This is a genomic window from Sulfitobacter mediterraneus, from assembly GCF_016801775.1.
In the GTDB taxonomy this organism is placed as follows: domain Bacteria; phylum Pseudomonadota; class Alphaproteobacteria; order Rhodobacterales; family Rhodobacteraceae; genus Sulfitobacter; species Sulfitobacter mediterraneus_A.
In genome coordinates, this window is record NZ_CP069004.1 from 2,107,481 (window position 1) to 2,124,495 (window position 17,015).

Annotated in this window: 14 protein-coding genes and 1 riboswitch; of the genes, 6 read left to right on the forward strand and 8 right to left on the reverse strand. The window is 57.0% G+C overall.

Annotated elements, in window-relative coordinates; all coding sequences use genetic code 11:
* Positions 1–2 precede the first annotated feature (2 nt).
* The 3 genes from JNX03_RS10315 to JNX03_RS10325 form a co-directional block, all read right to left on the reverse strand.
* A complete protein-coding gene (locus JNX03_RS10315) occupies positions 3–707 on the reverse strand; it encodes an ABC transporter permease (RefSeq protein ID WP_203208985.1) in 705 nt (234 codons plus the stop codon).
* Positions 708–875: 168 nt separating this feature from the next.
* Entirely contained in the window at positions 876–1,478 is a 603-nt protein-coding gene (locus JNX03_RS10320; protein ID WP_231024249.1) for an HD domain-containing protein, read from the reverse strand.
* Between the two features lie 158 nt (positions 1,479–1,636).
* The gene (locus JNX03_RS10325) at positions 1,637–1,891 is read right to left on the reverse strand and encodes a hypothetical protein (protein ID WP_203208986.1); all 255 of its coding nucleotides are present in this window, start codon (positions 1,889–1,891) and stop codon (positions 1,637–1,639) included.
* A gap of 155 nt (positions 1,892–2,046) precedes the next feature.
* Between JNX03_RS10325 and JNX03_RS10330 the strand changes: the two genes are divergently transcribed.
* On the forward strand, positions 2,047–3,459 hold the full coding sequence (locus tag JNX03_RS10330; RefSeq protein ID WP_203208987.1) for a DUF4214 domain-containing protein: 1,413 nt from the start codon (positions 2,047–2,049) through the stop codon (positions 3,457–3,459).
* A gap of 39 nt (positions 3,460–3,498) precedes the next feature.
* Here JNX03_RS10330 and JNX03_RS10335 read toward each other — a convergent pair whose 3' ends face one another.
* The 3 genes from JNX03_RS10335 to JNX03_RS10345 form a co-directional block, all read right to left on the reverse strand.
* On the reverse strand, positions 3,499–4,575 hold the full coding sequence (locus JNX03_RS10335; RefSeq protein ID WP_203208988.1) for a hybrid-cluster NAD(P)-dependent oxidoreductase: 1,077 nt from the start codon (positions 4,573–4,575) through the stop codon (positions 3,499–3,501).
* A gap of 5 nt (positions 4,576–4,580) precedes the next feature.
* The gene (locus tag JNX03_RS10340) at positions 4,581–5,807 is read right to left on the reverse strand and encodes an aromatic ring-hydroxylating oxygenase subunit alpha (RefSeq protein WP_203208989.1); all 1,227 of its coding nucleotides are present in this window, start codon (positions 5,805–5,807) and stop codon (positions 4,581–4,583) included.
* Positions 5,808–5,921: 114 nt separating this feature from the next.
* Positions 5,922–6,130, reverse strand: a riboswitch (cobalamin riboswitch).
* A 160-nt stretch (positions 6,131–6,290) separates the two neighbouring features.
* The gene (locus JNX03_RS10345; protein WP_203208990.1) at positions 6,291–6,629 is read right to left on the reverse strand and encodes a hypothetical protein; all 339 of its coding nucleotides are present in this window, start codon (positions 6,627–6,629) and stop codon (positions 6,291–6,293) included.
* Positions 6,630–6,722: 93 nt separating this feature from the next.
* On the opposite strand from JNX03_RS10345, the gene JNX03_RS10350 reads away from it, so the two are divergent.
* The 3 genes from JNX03_RS10350 to xylB all read left to right on the forward strand — a co-directional run bounded on the left by JNX03_RS10350 (position 6,723) and on the right by xylB (position 10,702).
* Positions 6,723–7,760 carry a LacI family DNA-binding transcriptional regulator gene (locus JNX03_RS10350; protein WP_203208991.1) on the forward strand — a complete coding sequence of 346 codons (1,038 nt, stop codon included), beginning with the start codon at positions 6,723–6,725 and terminating at the stop codon, positions 7,758–7,760.
* 18 nt (positions 7,761–7,778) lie between these two features.
* Positions 7,779–9,074 carry a xylose isomerase gene (gene xylA / locus JNX03_RS10355; RefSeq protein ID WP_203208992.1) on the forward strand — a complete coding sequence of 432 codons (1,296 nt, stop codon included), beginning with the start codon at positions 7,779–7,781 and terminating at the stop codon, positions 9,072–9,074.
* A 197-nt stretch (positions 9,075–9,271) separates the two neighbouring features.
* On the forward strand, positions 9,272–10,702 hold the full coding sequence (gene xylB, locus JNX03_RS10360; protein WP_203208993.1) for a xylulokinase: 1,431 nt from the start codon (positions 9,272–9,274) through the stop codon (positions 10,700–10,702).
* Positions 10,703–10,750: 48 nt separating this feature from the next.
* Here the strand turns inward: xylB and JNX03_RS10365 are convergent, their stop codons facing one another.
* Positions 10,751–12,091: a condensation domain-containing protein gene (locus JNX03_RS10365; RefSeq protein WP_203240798.1), complete on the reverse strand. Its 1,341-nt coding sequence runs from the start codon at positions 12,089–12,091 to the stop codon at positions 10,751–10,753.
* A gap of 340 nt (positions 12,092–12,431) precedes the next feature.
* Here JNX03_RS10365 and JNX03_RS10370 point away from each other — a divergent pair, with 340 nt between their 5' ends.
* The gene (locus JNX03_RS10370; RefSeq protein WP_203208995.1) at positions 12,432–13,406 is read left to right on the forward strand and encodes a LysR family transcriptional regulator; all 975 of its coding nucleotides are present in this window, start codon (positions 12,432–12,434) and stop codon (positions 13,404–13,406) included.
* Positions 13,407–13,577: 171 nt separating this feature from the next.
* Positions 13,578–16,013 carry a GcvT family protein gene (locus JNX03_RS10375; protein WP_203208996.1) on the forward strand — a complete coding sequence of 812 codons (2,436 nt, stop codon included), beginning with the start codon at positions 13,578–13,580 and terminating at the stop codon, positions 16,011–16,013.
* 13 nt (positions 16,014–16,026) lie between these two features.
* Here JNX03_RS10375 and JNX03_RS10380 read toward each other — a convergent pair whose 3' ends face one another.
* Entirely contained in the window at positions 16,027–16,950 is a 924-nt protein-coding gene (locus tag JNX03_RS10380; RefSeq protein ID WP_231024248.1) for a DMT family transporter, read from the reverse strand.
* Between the last annotated feature and the right edge of the window lie 65 nt (positions 16,951–17,015).

The window sequence follows — 17,015 nt, forward strand, 5'->3', positions numbered from 1 at the left end:
ACTCACCAGCGGCCCTCCTTCTCGGTCTGGGTCAACCAGTGGATCACCAGATTGACGGCAATCGCCATTGCGATCAGGACAAAACCAAGGGCGAGGGCCAGCGCAAAATCGCCCTTGCCGGTTTCCAGTGCAATTGCCGTGGTCAAGACCCGTGTGTGGTGGTCGATATTGCCGCCCACCACCATGATCGCGCCGACCTCACCGATGGCCCGGCCAAAGCCTGCCAATGCCGCCGTCAGCAAGGCCCGCCGCCCATCCCATAGGAGGGTCATTATCCGCTGGGTGTGGGTCGTATTCATTGAAATCAGCAGGTCATGGTAATCCGACCACAATTCGCGAAGGGCTTGATGCGCGATGGAGGCAATCAGCGGCACAATGATGATCACCTGCGCAATGATCATGGCCGTGGGCGTGAACAGCAGGCCAAAAACCCCAAACGGGCCAGAGCGGCTGAGCATGATATAGACAATCAGACCGACCACCACAGGCGGCAGCCCCATTAACGCATTCAGTACCGCAATGGTCAGTCGCCGTATCCGAAACCGGCGCACGGCCAGCAAGGCGCCCAATGGCAATGCGATCAGCGATGCAATCACCAGGGCCGTCAGCGTCACCTGAAGTGACCGCAACGTGATCTCAACCAGGTCCGCATCCAGCGAGACAAGCATATAGAAAGCCTGGGACAACCCGCCCCATAAATCCGACATCTATGTTTGCCTTTCCCCACATCGTTCGGCCCCGAACGCAGGCACAGTAAACACGCCATTGAAGCGGGCAAAATACCAAAAGCGGCATTTTGCAGAAATCGGCCAAAATGACCTTGTCCAATTGTGACGTCATGCCGCCGATAGTCAATTTGACCTAAGACGCAGAGCCTAAAGCCCGATCACCTCGTCCTCACGGATCACGGCAGGATCGTAGGCCTTTCGGGCGAACACCTCGCGCACCATTGGCTCAAAATGTTCTAAGGATTTTGACGGATATTCCGGATCAAAGGATGCCTGATCCCAACGTTCACAAAATGCCGCGCAGGTGTCGAAACAGGGGTGATCCCTGAACCGGTCACGGGCATCTTTGTCCCAGCCGTAATGATGCGCGTAGTAGACCATCTGAAAAATCCCGTGATGCTCCACCGTCCAGGCCACCTCCCAGCGGACAAAGGGGCGGATCACCTCGGCGGAAAAACGGTCATGGTTCTGCGGGGCCAGCCCATCACCAATGTCATGCAGGAGCGCTCCAACGATCCAGTCGATGTCGGCGCCTTCCGCCTCGGCCCGGCTGGCCGATTGCAAGCCATGTTCCAGTCGGGTGATCTGATACCCCTCTAGCGTCGCCTCGCCCTGGCGACGCAGCTCCTCCAGAACCCGATCAGCGGTCAGGCCCAAATAGGGTTTCTCCAATTCATGCAACAGCAGGTATTCTTCCTTGGTGCCGTCCTTCATCTGAGTGAAAGACACCTTTGGATTTGCATCTGTCATTGGCTCGCTCTCCCTTTTTCTGTTGCGCCGTACATGGACAGCTCGCCCATCGACCCTGCAGCAAGTGTGACAGATTGATCCGCCACGGTACGATCATACAACGCCAGATCGGGCACGGCGAAAAGACTGCGCGATCCCGGCGCGTTGATCCACCCGCGTCAAACGTCCACACCGCGCACCAGCATCGCATAATCCCGCCCCGGCACAGCATCCTTTACTCCTAGGATGGCAGTTCTGACCGTCAGCCCGATCCGGCGGCCATTTGACCTGTTGGCACCGGATGCAAAGAAAGCGATCGCTTCGAGTTGCTGCTGTGCGGCGGTCCCCTCGTCGGTGTCAGATGTCCTTACAGCCGCCACAAACACATTTTGTTGATAGGTGTGCCGCTGATCTACTGTCAGTCCACTTTCCATCGCGCATACCCTTAGGACAGCCTTTTCCCCAGTCTCCGCTCGATCAGCGAATTCGCGCCTACCCTCAGTTGACACGCATACGTTGAACTATATGGAGGCCCGCACAACGCAGGCGTCGACGCGCCGATTCTCCATTTTGCAAGGACATGCAGCCGATGACGACCTATAGAATTCCCGCACAGGTGATCCGCAGCAATACCTACACCGGCACCCTTGTTGGGGTCGCACCTACAGAGCTCGTGATCGTGGCACAGGACAACGAAACTGGGTTCTCCTATTCCGTCCCGACGGATCCATTTGGCAACCCTACCGATATCACCTTCGACCGCAACATTTATTCTGCGACCTATTTTGATGGCACGCGGCAAATCCGCGATGACGACTTTGCAATGGTTGTCGATATCAAATGGGGCGGCAACAACTTCTCCACGCTTTATTTGACGCAGGTGATCCTTGGCGGTGAGGTTCATGAGGTGTCGGTTCTGCTTGGTGGGGCCGAGGTGCCACAGTTCACCTCCGTTGCGGTTGCAGAAGCCTGGCTTGGCACTTTTGCCGAAGCCGCCATACCGCGCAAAGGGCCGTTCACACCGGGCCAGCATATCCCATTTGATGCCCCAGCCGGTACTCAGGTAACCGAAGATGACTTTATCGTCGGCTCACCCGGACCTGACCCGATCAGCGCGGGCATTGGAAATGACACGATTGATCCGGGCGCAGGGCACGACACAATTGATGGCGGTGCGGGGGATGACACCGTCCTCTATACCGGAGATCAAAGCAGCTACACTCTGACGCTGTCAGCAGAGGCCACGACGATCACCAATCGCCTGTCCTCCGATACGGATATCGATACCCTGATTGATGTGGAGTTTCTGGATTTTGGAACAGAAATGGATGTCTTTGGCGGCCAGCCCATGCATCTGGATATCTTTGACGGACCAGCCAGCCTGAATGCCGAAGAATTCTCCGAAATTGTTGAGCTTTACGTGGCTTATTTCAACCGGGCACCTGATGCTTTGGGGTTGTTCTTCTGGGCCGGAAAATACGCCGAGGGGCTGAGCATTGCCGATATGGCGGCGAGCTTTTTCACGCAGCAGGAGACGCAGGAAACCTATGCGGCTGTGATGGACGACGCGGGCAACCTCACCGATGTCAGTGCCTTTGTGACCGCCGTCTACCAAAACGTTCTGGGCCGTCAGGCGGATCAGGCCGGTTTCGATTTCTGGGTCGATGTTCTGGAAAACAGCCCCGATGTGACCCCGCCCAACTTTATCCTGGCGATCATTCAAGGGGCCAAGTTTCCTGCTGATCCTGTGCCGCAATCCTATGTCGATCAGGCCTATCTGGAAAACAAATCCGACATCGGCGCCTATTTTGCAGTGATCAAAGGCATGTCAGAGGTCGGCAATGCCAGCACAGCCATGCAACTCTTTGACGGGTCCGACGACAGCCTTCTGGCGGCCAAGAACGCCATTGATGCATTTCACGTTTCCGCAACGGGCCCGACAGACGGCGAGTTTTTGATGCCGCTTGTGGGTGTGATTGACGACCCCTTTGCCTTTGTCTGAGGAACGCCCCCTCCGACACCAAGGCCGGAGGGGGATCCCCTAAATCTCGATCGACACCTTGCCCATCGGGTGTGAACAGCAGGCCAGGACATATCCCGCCTCGATGTCATCCTCCGAGATGCCGCCGTTGTGGACCATATGGACATCACCCCCGGTCTTTTTGACCTTGCAGGTGCCACAAACCCCGAAAGTACAGCCCGACGGGATGTTCAGCCCTGCCGCCCGGGCCACGGCCAGAACAGTATCGGTTTCGGTACATTTGTGACGCACGTCCGACTGCGCGAAGTAGACTTCCGCAGTGCTCTCCTCATCCGGGACCACATCATCCAGATCAGGCTGATCCGCCTCTTCCTCAACAGGTGCGCCAAAGCTTTCCTGATGATAGTGGTCCATGTCAAAGCCAAGCCCCGCCAGCGCGTCGCGCACAGCCTGCATGAAAGGCTCCGGCCCGCAGCAATAGACCTCGCGCTCCAGATAATCGGGGGCCATCAGACCCAGCATCAGCTGGTTGAACATACCCTGATACCCGGTCCATGGCGCATAGGGATCGGGCGCCTCGACGACAAATTTCACTTCCAGCCCCGGTGCGCGGCTGGCCATCTGCTCAAGCCGCTCACGAAAAATGATTTCCGAAGGCACGCGGGCGCAATTGATGAACACGGCATCCAGATCCGTGCCTTCATCCCACAAACAGGTGGTCATCGACATCATCGGGGTGATGCCGGAGCCTGCCGAAATGAACAGATATTTGTCGGCCTTGCTGTCCGCATTGGTGAAAAGACCCGCCGGACCAAACGCCTTGAGCCGCACGCCGGGCTTGAGGTTATCGAGCATCCAGCGTGTGCCGATGCTGTCGCTCTGCGCTTTGGCGGTGATGGTGATGGACCGGGGCCGCGAGGGCGAAGACGAGATCGTATAGGTCCGGTGCACCGTGCCGCCCGGCACAGGAAGTTCAAGCGTCAGAAACTGCCCCGGTTGATAGTCAAACAGCGCACCAGATGGCGCACGAAAGGTAAAGCTGGCCACATTCGGCATTTCCGGAATGACCGAAACGCACTCCAGCATTTCATCATCGGTCCATGTCCCGCGCATGGGTTTGTTGCTCATATCGTTCATTACGCCTACTCCGCCGCAAGTGAATTAGGGGCGAGCCGCGCGGACAGGGTCCCGCAGTACCAATCGACAAACTGCGCAACGCCGGATTCCTGCGTGGGCGAATAGGGACCGGGTGTATAGGCCGGCGAATTGATACCCTTTTGATTGTCTTCGACAACGCGGCGGTCTTCGTCATTGGTGGCCATCCAGACCTCGGTCAAACGTTTCAGGTCATAATCCACGCCCTCAACCGCATCTTTGTGAACCAGCCATTTGGTGGTGACTTCGGTTTCCGTCGGGCTCACGGGTGTTACACGAAAGATGATGGAATGATCCGGCAGGAAATGGTTCCACGTCGAGGGATAGTGGAACTTCAGCAAGGTGCCAGCATCATCAAATGGCACGCGGCCCAACCAGCGGCGCACGGCGGTTTTCCCATCCAGAGTATAGCTTTTGGCGCCTTCTTTCAGTGGCATCCGCGCAAGCCGGTATTGGCCGCCTGCGTCCAGCTGGAAATCCGACCGGATGCCCGCTGCTTCACAACGTTGGAAATGCGCGGCCAAGGCGGGTGGCGTGTCGCCAGCTTCAATTCCAGTGACAGATGGATCATCGGGGAAGGTTCGGCACAGCGAGGGATGGTTGCCACCGCAATGGTAGCACTCGCGGTTGTTTTCCCAGACCAGCTTCCAATTGCCATTCTCGATGATCGAACTTTCGAACGCCACCTTGGCATTGCCCAGATCATGGGGTTCCAGATAAGGTGCGGCCAGTTCTGCAAAACTGTCAAAATCGGGCGCTTCGTCCCCCAGACAGATGTAAACCAGCCCAGCCAGCTCGCGGCAGTGCACCGACTTCAAACGATGTTTGGAAGGGTCAAAGTCCGGTCCCATGTCACGCGCCCATAGAAGTGAACCGTCCAGCTCATAGGTCCATTGATGATAAGGGCAGACCAGCTTTGGCGCGTTGCCTTTGGCGGCGGTACAAATCACCGACCCACGGTGGCGGCAGGAGTTGTGGAACGCGCGAATCTGGCCATCCGCACCGCGAACGATGATGACGCGATAGGCACCAACGGTGTGGGTGATATAGCTGCCGGGCTTTTCCAACTCACAGGCCGCGACCGCAAACAACCAATCACGGTAGAAGATCGTTTCAAGATCGGTCTGAAACACCGCCGGATCATTGTAGAACGGTTGCTCCAACGCGTAACCGATCTGGCGTCCCGCAAGCAATGCATTGATATCGTTGTTCATCTTGTGCTTCCCGGCCGCTGGGCGCGGCGTTGCTGGAGCGATCGGCAGCACAGCGCGGGGGTGGGCGCCACAAGGAGGACGTGCACCCAAGCCAGCGCCTGCACCGCCGCCCGCGGATTGACGTTTTGCAAGGCTGGTTTCCGGGCTTGGAAGGTGCCAATGGCACGGTCGCATCGCCTTCCCGAGGTCCTCTCTCAGTGGCGTTTGGTTGCGACCTTCCCTTCCTTACCGTTGCGGGGGCAGCGCCGGATTTGCACCAGCTTCCCAATTCTCCGCCTCCCCCAAGGTTTGAGAAAAGCAGCACCTTACAAGCTGCAAATAATCCGGCCCTAAGCAGTCAGTCGTTTCAAATTGCGACCAATCGAGCGCCCGAAAAGACACTCAGGCAGATGTGGCAGATTCTGAGAAAACCCCACTTGATCAAGAGCGACGAAGAGCGAATCCACACCAGATCTTGTGTGCAGCAAGGCACGATCCCCACATCTAGAGGTGGGCTAAAACAGGAACGTCACTTTGCCGATCAAGCAGCGACACGCCCGGGTCGTCGATCCCCAAAGTTGGTCGGTGAATGACAATTTGCCTGCGGCAGGCAAAGGATTCTCCGAGAAGCGATGCACCCCTTGAACGAGCCGGCACATTGGAATCAGGCGGCAAGCATTTTGTCCCCTGCGAAGGATGCAAGCCAATCAGACGAAGGTTCCGGGAAGGCGAATTTGGATGAAATGATTGACGAATTACAAATATGGCTCTTTCTATACCGTCGAATATTTTCCTTAATAGACTGTTATTAGGGAAAAATTTTTCAAACACTTTGATCAACATATAAAAATCCTGAAAAATTGATTGACGTCCATCATTTTACAACACAACCTATCCCGCACGGTCATCAAGCCTTCGGTGATTGGAGGAGGTCCAATGAAAAATCCGACGCTCCATGACGTCGCGCGGCTGGCTGGTGTCAGCTCTGCGACCGCTGATCGCGTATTGAACCGGCGTGGAAACGTGGCAGAGAAATCTGTCCGAAAGATCGAAGAGGCCGTCGCGCAGTTGGGCTATGTGCGCAATATTGCTGCCGCCAACCTATCCAGAAAACGCGGGTATCACCTGGCGTTTGTGCTGCCGCGCCGTTCGCACGCTTTTTTTGGCCGCATGCATGAACAACTGCAAAAGGCGGCACTGCATCTTAAATCCGCCCGCGTCGCCATTGACGTAATTGAATTTGAGGCTTTTGACGCTCACGCGTTGGAGGTCGCCGTCTCAGGGCTGTCGGAAACGGGTTACGACGGCGTTGCCTTTGTCGGACTGGGCCAGAGAACCGCGCTCATGCCATTGGTGGCATTGCGCAACTCGGGCGTAAAGGTCGTCTCACTGGTCTCTGACGGCCCTCAAGATTGCCGTGATCATTACATCGGCATTGACAATAAAAAGGCCGGGCGCACCGCCGCACGTCTGGTTGGTATGGGCCACGGTGGCAAAGCAGGCCGCGTGATTGTCACCGCTGGTTCGCTGGATGCGCGCGACCATTCCGACCGGATCGAAGGGTTCACAGCGGTGCTGGAACAGGATTTTCCGAGCATCGAAATCACATCCGTGATCGAAACCAAGGACCAACCCCGCCAGATGCGCGCGTTGTTGTCCGAACGCCTGCGCGGTGACGATGGCTACACGTCAATCTATAATGTCGGCGCGGGCAACGAAGGCTTGGTGGATGCCGTTCGGATGAATGGCCGTGATGGCCTTTCCATCTGCGTGGTTCATGAACTTTCCGCTTGTACCCGCGACGCATTGGAAGACGGCACCATCGACGTGGCCATCGACCAGCGCCCCGAGATTGAACTCAACCGTGCGCTCGCCCTGCTGCAAGCCATTGTGGATGACCTGCCGCCCCCACCGGCGCCGGAGCTGATCCCAGCGATCTACTTGCGTGACAATCTTCCCAATGAGCCGCTTTGACAGAAAGGCCCTTCCCAAATGACCACTTTTTTCGAAGACCTCAGCCCCCTGCGGTTTGATCCAGATGCCAATGGTCTTGCCTTTCGTCATTACGATCCGGACGAAATGTTCATGGGCAAGCGGATGGAAGATCATCTGCGCTTTTCCGTAGCCTATTGGCATTCCTTTGCTTGGCCGGGCGGTGATCCGTTTGGCGGCCAGACCTTTGAACGCCCTTGGTTTGGCGACACGATGGATTTGGCCCGGATGAAGGCCGACGTGGCCTTTGAAATGTTTGACCTGCTGAACGTGCCGTTCTTTTGCTGGCACGACGCGGACATCCGTCCCGAGGGCACAACCTTTGCCGAGAGTCGTCGCAATTTTGAGGAAATGGTCGATTACCTGACGGGCAAGATGGAAAACGGCAAAACCAAGCTGCTGTGGGGGACCGCCAATCTGTTCAGTCACCGCCGCTTCATGGCAGGCGCCGCCACGAACCCCGACCCAGAGGTATTTGCCTGGTCGGCAGCCACCGTGAAACTGTGCATGGACGCGACCCACAAGATGGGCGGCGAGAACTACGTTCTGTGGGGCGGGCGCGAGGGCTATGAAACCTTGCTGAACACCGACCTCAAGCGCGAACGCCAACAGGCGGGCCGGTTCTTGCAGATGGCTGTCGAGTACAAGCACAAGATCGGGTTCAAAGGTGCGATCCTCGTTGAGCCGAAGCCGCAGGAGCCAACCAAGCACCAATATGATTTCGACGTTGCCACGGTCTACGGCTTCCTCAAGGAATTTGGCCTGGAGAACGACGTTCAAATGAACATTGAACAGGGTCACGCGATCTTGGCCGGTCATTCTTTTGAGCATGAGCTGGCATTGGCGACATCTTTGGGCATCTTCGGATCCATCGACATGAACCGCAATGATTACCAATCGGGCTGGGATACGGACCAGTTTCCCAACAATGTGCCCGAGGTCGCATTGGCCTATTACGAAGTGCTCAGGGCGGGCGGGTTCACCAAAGGCGGCACCAACTTTGACGCCAAGCTGCGCCGCCAATCCCTTGATCCTCTTGATCTCATTGCCGCCCACGCCGGTGCAATGGACGTCTGCGCACGCGGGTTCAAAGCGGCTGCCGCGATGCTGCAGGACGGTACGTTGGAGGAGATGCGCAAAGCCCGATATGCGGGATGGGACACCGCCGGGCACGGCGCCTTGCTGGACAGTGATCTGGCAACCATCGCCGCGCAGGTCGAGGCCGATGGGATTGATCCGCAGCCACGTTCGGGCCGTCAGGAAATTCTGGAGAACATCGTCAACCGCTTCGTCTGAAGCGGCACATTCGGCCGGAGTTACAGTGAAAAAGATCAGAGGTCATGTCGCAGAGCACATGCGCGGCAATCCCAAACTGCGGCAGATATGGGTCATAGGCCCCTGATCGTCTAAGGCCCCGGTCCAAGCGGGAATTTGAAACAGTCTTGGCCGGCAGATCAAACGGTCAAGATGCCAAGAGATGAAAGAGAAATGATATGTTTTTGGGGCTGGACCTCGGCACCTCCGGTGTCAAAGCGCTTCTGATCGACGAGGCGCAAAACCCCGTGGCCGAAGGGCATGCGCCGCTCACCGTGCAGCGCCCCCACCCCAATTGGTCAGAACAAGATCCTGACACATGGATTTCTGCCTGCGATGATGCCATCGCCGCCGTGCGTGCAACTGCGCCCCGGGCGTTTGCCGCGCTGAAAGGCATTGCGGTATCGGGTCAGATGCATGGCGCAACCTTGCTGGACAAAGCGGACAAACCATTGCGCCCGGCAATCTTGTGGAATGACGGGCGGTCTGGCGCAGAATGCGAAGCCCTGGAGGCCCGCGCCGATTTTCGAGGAATTGGCGGGAATATCGTCATGGCGGGTTTCACCGCCCCGAAACTTGAATGGGTACGCCAGAACGAGCCCGAGATCTTTGCCGAGACCCGCAAGGTACTTTTGCCCAAAGACTATGTTGGTCTTTGGCTGACCGGGCGGCATATGTCGGAGATGTCCGATGCCGCTGGCACGCTGTGGCTCGATGTGGGCAAACGCGATTGGTCCGATGCTCTGCTTGCGGCAACAGGGATGGATCGCAGCTATATGCCCGCCCTTGTCGAGGGGTCCGGAGCGGCTGGAAATCTGCGGCCTGAACTGGCCAGTGCATGGGGCGTCGGACCTGTCGTGGTGGCGGGCGGCGGCGGCGACAATGCCGCGACAGCCTGCGGTCTGGGCATCACCAAACCGGGCGATGCCTTTGTCTCGCTTGGCACCTCCGGTGTCTTGTTCACCACAACGGATCACTATGCCACCAACACGCAATCTGCCGTCCACAGCTTCTGCCACGCGGTGCCAGACACTTGGCACCAAATGGGTGTTATCTTGTCGGCCACCGACAGCCTGAATTGGCTTGCTGACTTGGTGGGCCGATCTGCCAAAGATCTGACAAACGCCATCGACGATCTGCCCAGCGCCCCCTCGCCCGTGACATTCCTGCCCTATCTGTCGGGCGAACGCACACCTCACAACGCGCCCGATGCTTCTGCCAGTTTTCTTGGCCTCAAGCGCCAACACGGGCTGACCGAAATGACCCAAGCCGTGATGGAAGGCGTGGCCTTTGCATTAAATGACTGCCGCCGCGCCATCGACGGAAGCGGCGCCAAGTTGGAAAGCGCATGGGTTGCCGGTGGCGGCAGCCAATCCAAGGCATGGCTCAACATGATTGCCGCCGCGACGGGTCTGATACTGAAAGTTCCAGCAAGCGGATCACAAGGTGCAGCCCTTGGGGCGGCCCGCCTCGCCATGGCCGCAACCGGGATGAACGACGTATTCCAAACCCCGCAGTTGCAGGAACGTATCACCCCGGACCCTGCCTTGGCCGCAGCCTATGCAGAGCGGCAACACCTGTTCCGTGACGTCTATCCGGCGCTCCCATAGCGGCAGATCGAGAAAAGCTGCGAGAAAGGCAGCAGCGCCGCTCGCCCGTTAGACAAACCTATGGGTTGCGCCCACATCTACCCCCAAGCGGGCGAATGTGTCTTGGGCAAGTCCCGCGATCTCATCCTCGCTATAGGCGTCCGCGTCATATCTGAATTGCAGCGCACTGCGCCCCGGCTCAAATTCGGCCCGCAGAACCAACTCATCAAAATCACCCGGATAATGCGGCATAGCAATCTCACTCAATTCCATTGACCAGATGCGAACGGTGCCGTCTGCCGAAGGCTGCGCCACGGCGTCAGGGGGTTGGCGATTGCCATTCAGGGGCATCCGGCTGCCGGTAGTAATCTGGCGGGGATAACTGCCTGCGTCGAGCAACCTGCGGTCCCATGTCCCTTCACGCCGGGCGGCAATCGCCGGCAGATGATCCAAAGTCTCGCGCCATTGCTGCGCATGGTTTTGCGCGGCCTCGACAACCGGTTGACCCTCACGATGCCGAAAACGCATCAAGGGGTGCAACGCATGATGACCCGCGTATTGGAACAGGCGGTTGTCGTGACGTCCGAGGGTTAGCGAATAAAGCACATCCTCAACATCCCCTGCCCGCGCCACAGTCTGCATAAAAGCTGTGTTGGCCAGCATGAACGCCGTTGTGCCCACCGCTTGGGCCTGCGCGTTTAACTGAGCCACCTGATCTGCGGTAAGATCACAAAAGAAGTCAGCACCCTTTTGCCAAGTCAGGCCGCCCTGCAAGATGGGCAAGCCGCGTTTGACCCGTCCTATTTTTGGCGGCGGCGGCGCAGGAAATAGCTTCTCTTCCCAAAACTGCTGGGCCAAAGGTCCGCTCATGGCGCGATCCCTGCCCCAACCTTGATAATATGCGGCATAGCCAACGGCTGAGGTCACTATTGGCACCTGAAAATAGAACTTCATAAGATCGTCACGCATCACAGTCATGCCAAAGGCGTCCGTCAGGCAGGCATGAGCACGGAAAACCACAACATCACCAAGATCACCAAATAACAGCAGATCAAGCTGAACCAATTCATGCCCGGCAAGCGGCAGAAGGTCGCGTGCATGTCTGTGTGTGATCCTTTCGATAGCCTCTACGGAGGCACCTGAATAATCATGGACACCGATCCCCGCAGCACGTGCATCTCGAATGCAGCACTTGGGTTTTGCACCATCGAGATCAAGGACCAGACGGGTGACGTCATGGCGCGCACAAAGCTGCGCAAAGGCGCGGCGCAATCTCCGTTCACTCAAACCGGGGCGGACACGCATCGCAATCGAATGGGTTGTATGGGTCAAAAAGTTGCGATTGGCCTCAGGGTGTTGTGCAAGCAGAAGGTTGAAATGTTGCCACGCCGTTAGAGGGAATGTCTGCATGCGGTGTTTAGGGCCTGTGAACAATCAAAGGTTATTTAGAACTGATTTCCATATCTGGCGCAACCGTCCTTGCCCCATGTGGATCTGGCGCTGAATGCTCCTAATGGCCCAGCCCCAAATCCGAGTGCCTGACAGGGTGAATATTCACGGCGAGATGCGATGCGAAGGCAATTTTCGATCCAGAGTTGCCCGATTTGGGGGAGACTTGATGCGAACTTGCCCGGCTGTTGCCAGCGGTCAAGCGCAGGCCAACTGGCCCAACATTTCCGATTTGGTTGGCTTTATCCTGTGATTTACGTGATCAAATGAAAAGACCTTTGGTGACCGGACCCATACTCCAATGCCAACACATTCTTCGAACAAAGACCTTAGCCTGAAATGGCTTGAGTTGTTCCAAACCTATGCAAGGACTCAATCGTTGCAGGCGACAGCGGCAGAGGCCGACCTGTCCATCAGCACGGTTTCTCATCACTTGCGCAATCTTGAAGAGCATCTTGGCATTGCTCTGTTTGATCACAGCCGCAGGCCGATGGTCATTACGCCGACAGGTCGCAACTACTTGCGCAACATCGCGCAGGCCATGCAAACGATCCGCAAAGCGACGGCAGAAGCATCTGCAGGCAATGTGGCAGACGCCTCTTATCTACGGGTTGGCACGATCGAAGATCTGGATAGCGATGTTACGCCAGAACTTGCAGTCTATCTTTCTCAGAACATGCCGGATTGCAATTTCCTGTACCATACCGGAACCAGCAACGACATCATCCGGATGCTGCGCCATAGGGAACTGGACTTAGGGGTTGTGACAACTCCCCTCAAGTCCACAAACGATCTTGTCGACTGGCCCCTGTTGCGTGATCCATTTGTCATTGCCTTGCCGGTTTCGATGGATTTGTCGCTGCCCGATATTGTTGAAGGGCGCATCAATCTGCCATTTTTGCAGTTCTCAAGTGATCTCATCATCGCGGCGCAGATCGAAGCGCAATTGCGCCGTCTGGGGGTGCAATTGCCCAACAAGTTTGAATGCGGAAATAATCAAACTTTAATGGCCATGGTCGCCGCGGGTTCCGGGTGGACCATAACGACCCCATTGATGTTTTCACGTGCGCGGCGGTTCCACAAACAACTTCGCCTGCATCCCTTTCCCGGTAAGAGTTTTGGACGGACGTTGTCACTGATTGCCAGCCCTGATTGTGCCCAATCCGCAATTGATTTGGTGGCATTCAAACTGCGCATTGAACTGAACCGGCAGATCCTTTCCGACATGCACCGTGCGTTTCCTTGGCTCAATGAGCAATTCACCCTGATCGAATAGGATCATTCGACATCATTGAGGAGCTGCACGGTTATCGAACTCCGCGAACTATGTGCCATTAGGCCGATATTCTCGTAGTTTAATTCTGATTTTTTCGGAACACCTATCCAACCCTTGTGCCGAAAGTGCAATTCTTGCTCAGTTCGTTTCTGCATTTTTCGGGAGGCAAAAATGAAGTCACGCACGAAGGTTGTGGTCATAGGGGGAGGAATCGCCGGCTGCTCAACATTGTATCATCTGACGGAAGAAGGGTGGTCTGACGTTGTTCTGATTGAGAGGGACGAACTCACCTCTGGCACCACGTGGCATTCGGCGGCTCAGGTGACAAATTTTGGTATGAACCAGACAATGGTCGGTCTGAAATCCCACTCCATCAGCCTTTACAAGAAATTGCGTGATGATCCTGAATACCCCGTTGGCTACCACCATGGCGACGGCGGGATCCGGCTGGCCAATACCGAAGCACAGATGCAGGCCTATCGCCATTTTGCATCGATGGCGCGCGGTATGGACGTAACTTTTGAGGTTATTGATGCCGCGGAGTGCGCCCGCCGCCATCCGCTGATCTCGACGGACAACCTGCTGGGAGGTCTCTGGGACGGCGAAGACGGTGACATCGATCCGGCGCAACTGTGCCAGGCTCTGGCGTTCCACGCGCGGAAGGCCGGCGCAGAAGTTTACCGCCACACAAACGTGACCGCGCTGACCCAGCATACCGATGATACCTGGACGGTCGAAACCGACAAGGGCAGCATTGACGCTGATATCGTTGTGAATGCCTGCGGCTATCGGGTGAACGAAGTTGGCAAGATGATGGGGGTGCATCACCCTGTCGCCTCCATGGAGCACCAGTATTTCGTCACCGAAGACATCCCCGCCATTGTCGAAGCCGGTCACCGAATGCCCCTCCTGCGCTGCCCAATCTCAGACTATTACTCCCGCCAAGAAAAGAACGGTCTTTTGGTCGGGTTTTACGAACAGGATTGCAAAACATGGGGCATGGATGGCATCAGCCCGAGCTTTGCCAATGATCTGTGTCCGGATGATCTTGACCGCGTCATGGACGTGCTGGAGGGCGCGTTTGAACGGATGCCCGCGCTAACCGAAGTGGGCATCAAGCGCGTGGTCAACGGGCCGATTACCTATACCATCGATGGTGCACCCTTGGTCGGTCCAATCCCCGGCAAGCGAAACGCCTTTTGCATCATCGGACTGCGGGCGGGTGTGGGTGAAGGCGGCGGCCACGGCTGGCTGCTTGCGCAACAGATCGTGCATGGTGAGGCGCAGTATGACACCTGGTGTATCGATCCACGGCGGTTCACGGGCCACACCAATGTCGAACTGACCGCTTTGAAAGCAATCGAAGACTACCAGAACGAATTCCGCTTTCATTTCCCTCACGAACACCGCCCCGCCGGACGCAACGCCAAGACAACACCGCTCACGCCGATCATGGCCGCCGAAGGTGCAGAATTTACCGTCGTGAATGGATGGGAGCGGGTGGATTACGTAAAGCCGTCACCGGATTTCCACCCGAGCCTGAGCTTCAACTTCGACGAGACCTTCGACATTGTCGGCGCAGAGGTCCGCAACGTGCAAGAAAACGTTGGACTGTGCGAGGTGAACGGCTTCAACCGCTTCGAGATTGCCGGCGCGGACCGGCACAGTTTCCTTGACCGGATGTTCTGTGGGGCCGTCACCAAAAAGGATGGCCGCGTGGGCCTTGGGTATCTGCTGAACCATCACGGCATGATCAAAGGTGAGGCAACGATTGCGAATATCCCGGCCTCGGATCGCGGCCCGGCCCGCTGTTGGTATGGATCGGCCGCGGCTTCCGAATATCACGACATGGACTGGCTGACCCAGCATTTACGATCGGACGAAGACGTCCAGATCCGCAGCATGACAAACGATCAGACAATCCTCGTTCTGGCCGGACCCAAAGCACGCGATGTGCTATCGGACTGCGCCCGAGGCGACTGGTCCAAAGAGGCCTTCCCTTGGCTGTCGGTGCGCGAATGTTTCATCGGTTTCTCGCCCGCAACCGTGCTAGGTGTCAGCTTTTCCGGTGAACTGGCGTATGAAATCCACGTGCCGAACGCCTCTCTTTATGTGGTCTATCTTGCCCTGCGCGAGGCGGGTAAAGCACATGGCATGAAACTTTTCGGCGCGCGCGCGGTGGAATCCATGCGGCTCGAAAAAGGCTTTCTGCATTGGAAAGCCGATCTGCTAACCGAGTTTGATCCGTTTGAGACAGGGCTGGACCGCTTTGTTCGCCCGGACAAGGGGGCGTTCATCGGACAGGATGCCTTGCGGGAGCGAATGAGAAACGGACCGACACGCCGCCTCGTGACGCTAAAGGTAAACAGCACAACCGCGCCTGCGCATGGTGGTGCATCCTTGATGCAAGGTGATGCGGTAGTGGGCACGGTCACTTCGGGCGAATGGGGGCATCGCGTGGGCACGAACCTCGCCTATGCCTTTGTCCTGCCAGAACTGGCGGCGGTCGGCACCGCCTTGCAGCTGGATCTCTGCGGAGAATTGGTGGCGGCAGAGGTCATCAGCCCCTCGCCCTATGACCCAGAATACTCCCGCATGCGCGCCTGACCTTGCACCGGGGTCAGGGGGTTCTGGCGATGTTGGTCGTTACGTTCCGAGTAGCGCGGCTTCGTGTCAGAACGATTGCGGTGATGACCAACGCACAGGCACTGAGCTGCGCAAACGTCAGGGTCTCGCCAAATGCGAACATCCCGACAAGAAACATGGTCGGCAGTTCAACGCTGCCAATTACAGCGGTGCGCGACGCGCCAATGATAGGAGAGCTGACAGTATAAATCAGCTGTGGGACAAACGCGGAGACAACCGCAATTCCCAGAATCATGATCCATGTATCTGCGTCCGCGGGTAGGATTTCCGCCGCTGTCGACGTCGCAACAAGAGGCGACAGCGCCAGTACCGATCCCAGTGAAACAGACGCGATCCTCGCGAGCGGCGGAATGCGCGAAAGGCGATGCACAAGGACGCATATGCCAAAACCGAACCCCAAAGGCGCCGCCAGCGAAAAGATCAATGTCGGCAAGTCTTGAGAAGGAACCGCAGCTGGATTTCCGGCGATGATGGCGGCCAGAAAGATCAGGCCGGAGGCAAGCAAGGCCTTGCGGGATGGTGGATCGGCAAACATTGCCCATGCAATGACGACCGTGAACACAGGATAAGTCATATAAAGTACGCCAACTGTCGAAGCAGGGATCGTTTCAACCGCCCCTACATATCCGATCCAACCCAGCCCCATACCTGCGCCTGCACAAAGACCCCAGACCAGCTCGCGCCATGCCTTCAACTGGCTCAGAAACGCAGGTAACAAGATCACTGCGGTGATGATATACCGGTAAAAGGCCACCGAATGTGCGGCCAGCCCTTCATCGGTCAGATTTCTGCTGAAATAGGGGACGATGCCAAAACAGACCGACGCAAAAAGCACCCCAAGCGCGGCCATTGTTTGCTTGGTATTCAGTGCTTTTGGGTCTGAAAGGGAAACCGTCATGCAAAAGGCCTATCACAGCCTTGGCCTTCTCCTATGCTTTTCTTATCGCACTGCGGATCTTGGAC

Bases quoted from the DNA above. Each gene is read 5' to 3' on its own strand.
- JNX03_RS10315 (WP_203208985.1), bottom strand. From the start codon at position 707: ATGTCGGATTTATGGGGCGGGTTGTCCCAGGCTTTCTATATGCTTGTC.
- JNX03_RS10320 (WP_231024249.1), bottom strand. From the start codon at position 1,478: ATGACAGATGCAAATCCAAAGGTGTCTTTCACTCAGATGAAGGACGGC.
- JNX03_RS10325 (WP_203208986.1), bottom strand. From the start codon at position 1,891: ATGGAAAGTGGACTGACAGTAGATCAGCGGCACACCTATCAACAAAAT.
- JNX03_RS10330 (WP_203208987.1), top strand. From the start codon at position 2,047: ATGACGACCTATAGAATTCCCGCACAGGTGATCCGCAGCAATACCTAC.
- JNX03_RS10335 (WP_203208988.1), bottom strand. From the start codon at position 4,575: ATGAACGATATGAGCAACAAACCCATGCGCGGGACATGGACCGATGAT.
- JNX03_RS10340 (WP_203208989.1), bottom strand. From the start codon at position 5,807: ATGAACAACGATATCAATGCATTGCTTGCGGGACGCCAGATCGGTTAC.
- JNX03_RS10345 (WP_203208990.1), bottom strand. From the start codon at position 6,629: ATGTTGATCAAAGTGTTTGAAAAATTTTTCCCTAATAACAGTCTATTA.
- JNX03_RS10350 (WP_203208991.1), top strand. From the start codon at position 6,723: ATGAAAAATCCGACGCTCCATGACGTCGCGCGGCTGGCTGGTGTCAGC.
- xylA (WP_203208992.1), top strand. From the start codon at position 7,779: ATGACCACTTTTTTCGAAGACCTCAGCCCCCTGCGGTTTGATCCAGAT.
- xylB (WP_203208993.1), top strand. From the start codon at position 9,272: ATGTTTTTGGGGCTGGACCTCGGCACCTCCGGTGTCAAAGCGCTTCTG.
- JNX03_RS10365 (WP_203240798.1), bottom strand. From the start codon at position 12,091: ATGCAGACATTCCCTCTAACGGCGTGGCAACATTTCAACCTTCTGCTT.
- JNX03_RS10370 (WP_203208995.1), top strand. From the start codon at position 12,432: ATGCCAACACATTCTTCGAACAAAGACCTTAGCCTGAAATGGCTTGAG.
- JNX03_RS10375 (WP_203208996.1), top strand. From the start codon at position 13,578: ATGAAGTCACGCACGAAGGTTGTGGTCATAGGGGGAGGAATCGCCGGC.
- JNX03_RS10380 (WP_231024248.1), bottom strand. From the start codon at position 16,950: ATGACGGTTTCCCTTTCAGACCCAAAAGCACTGAATACCAAGCAAACA.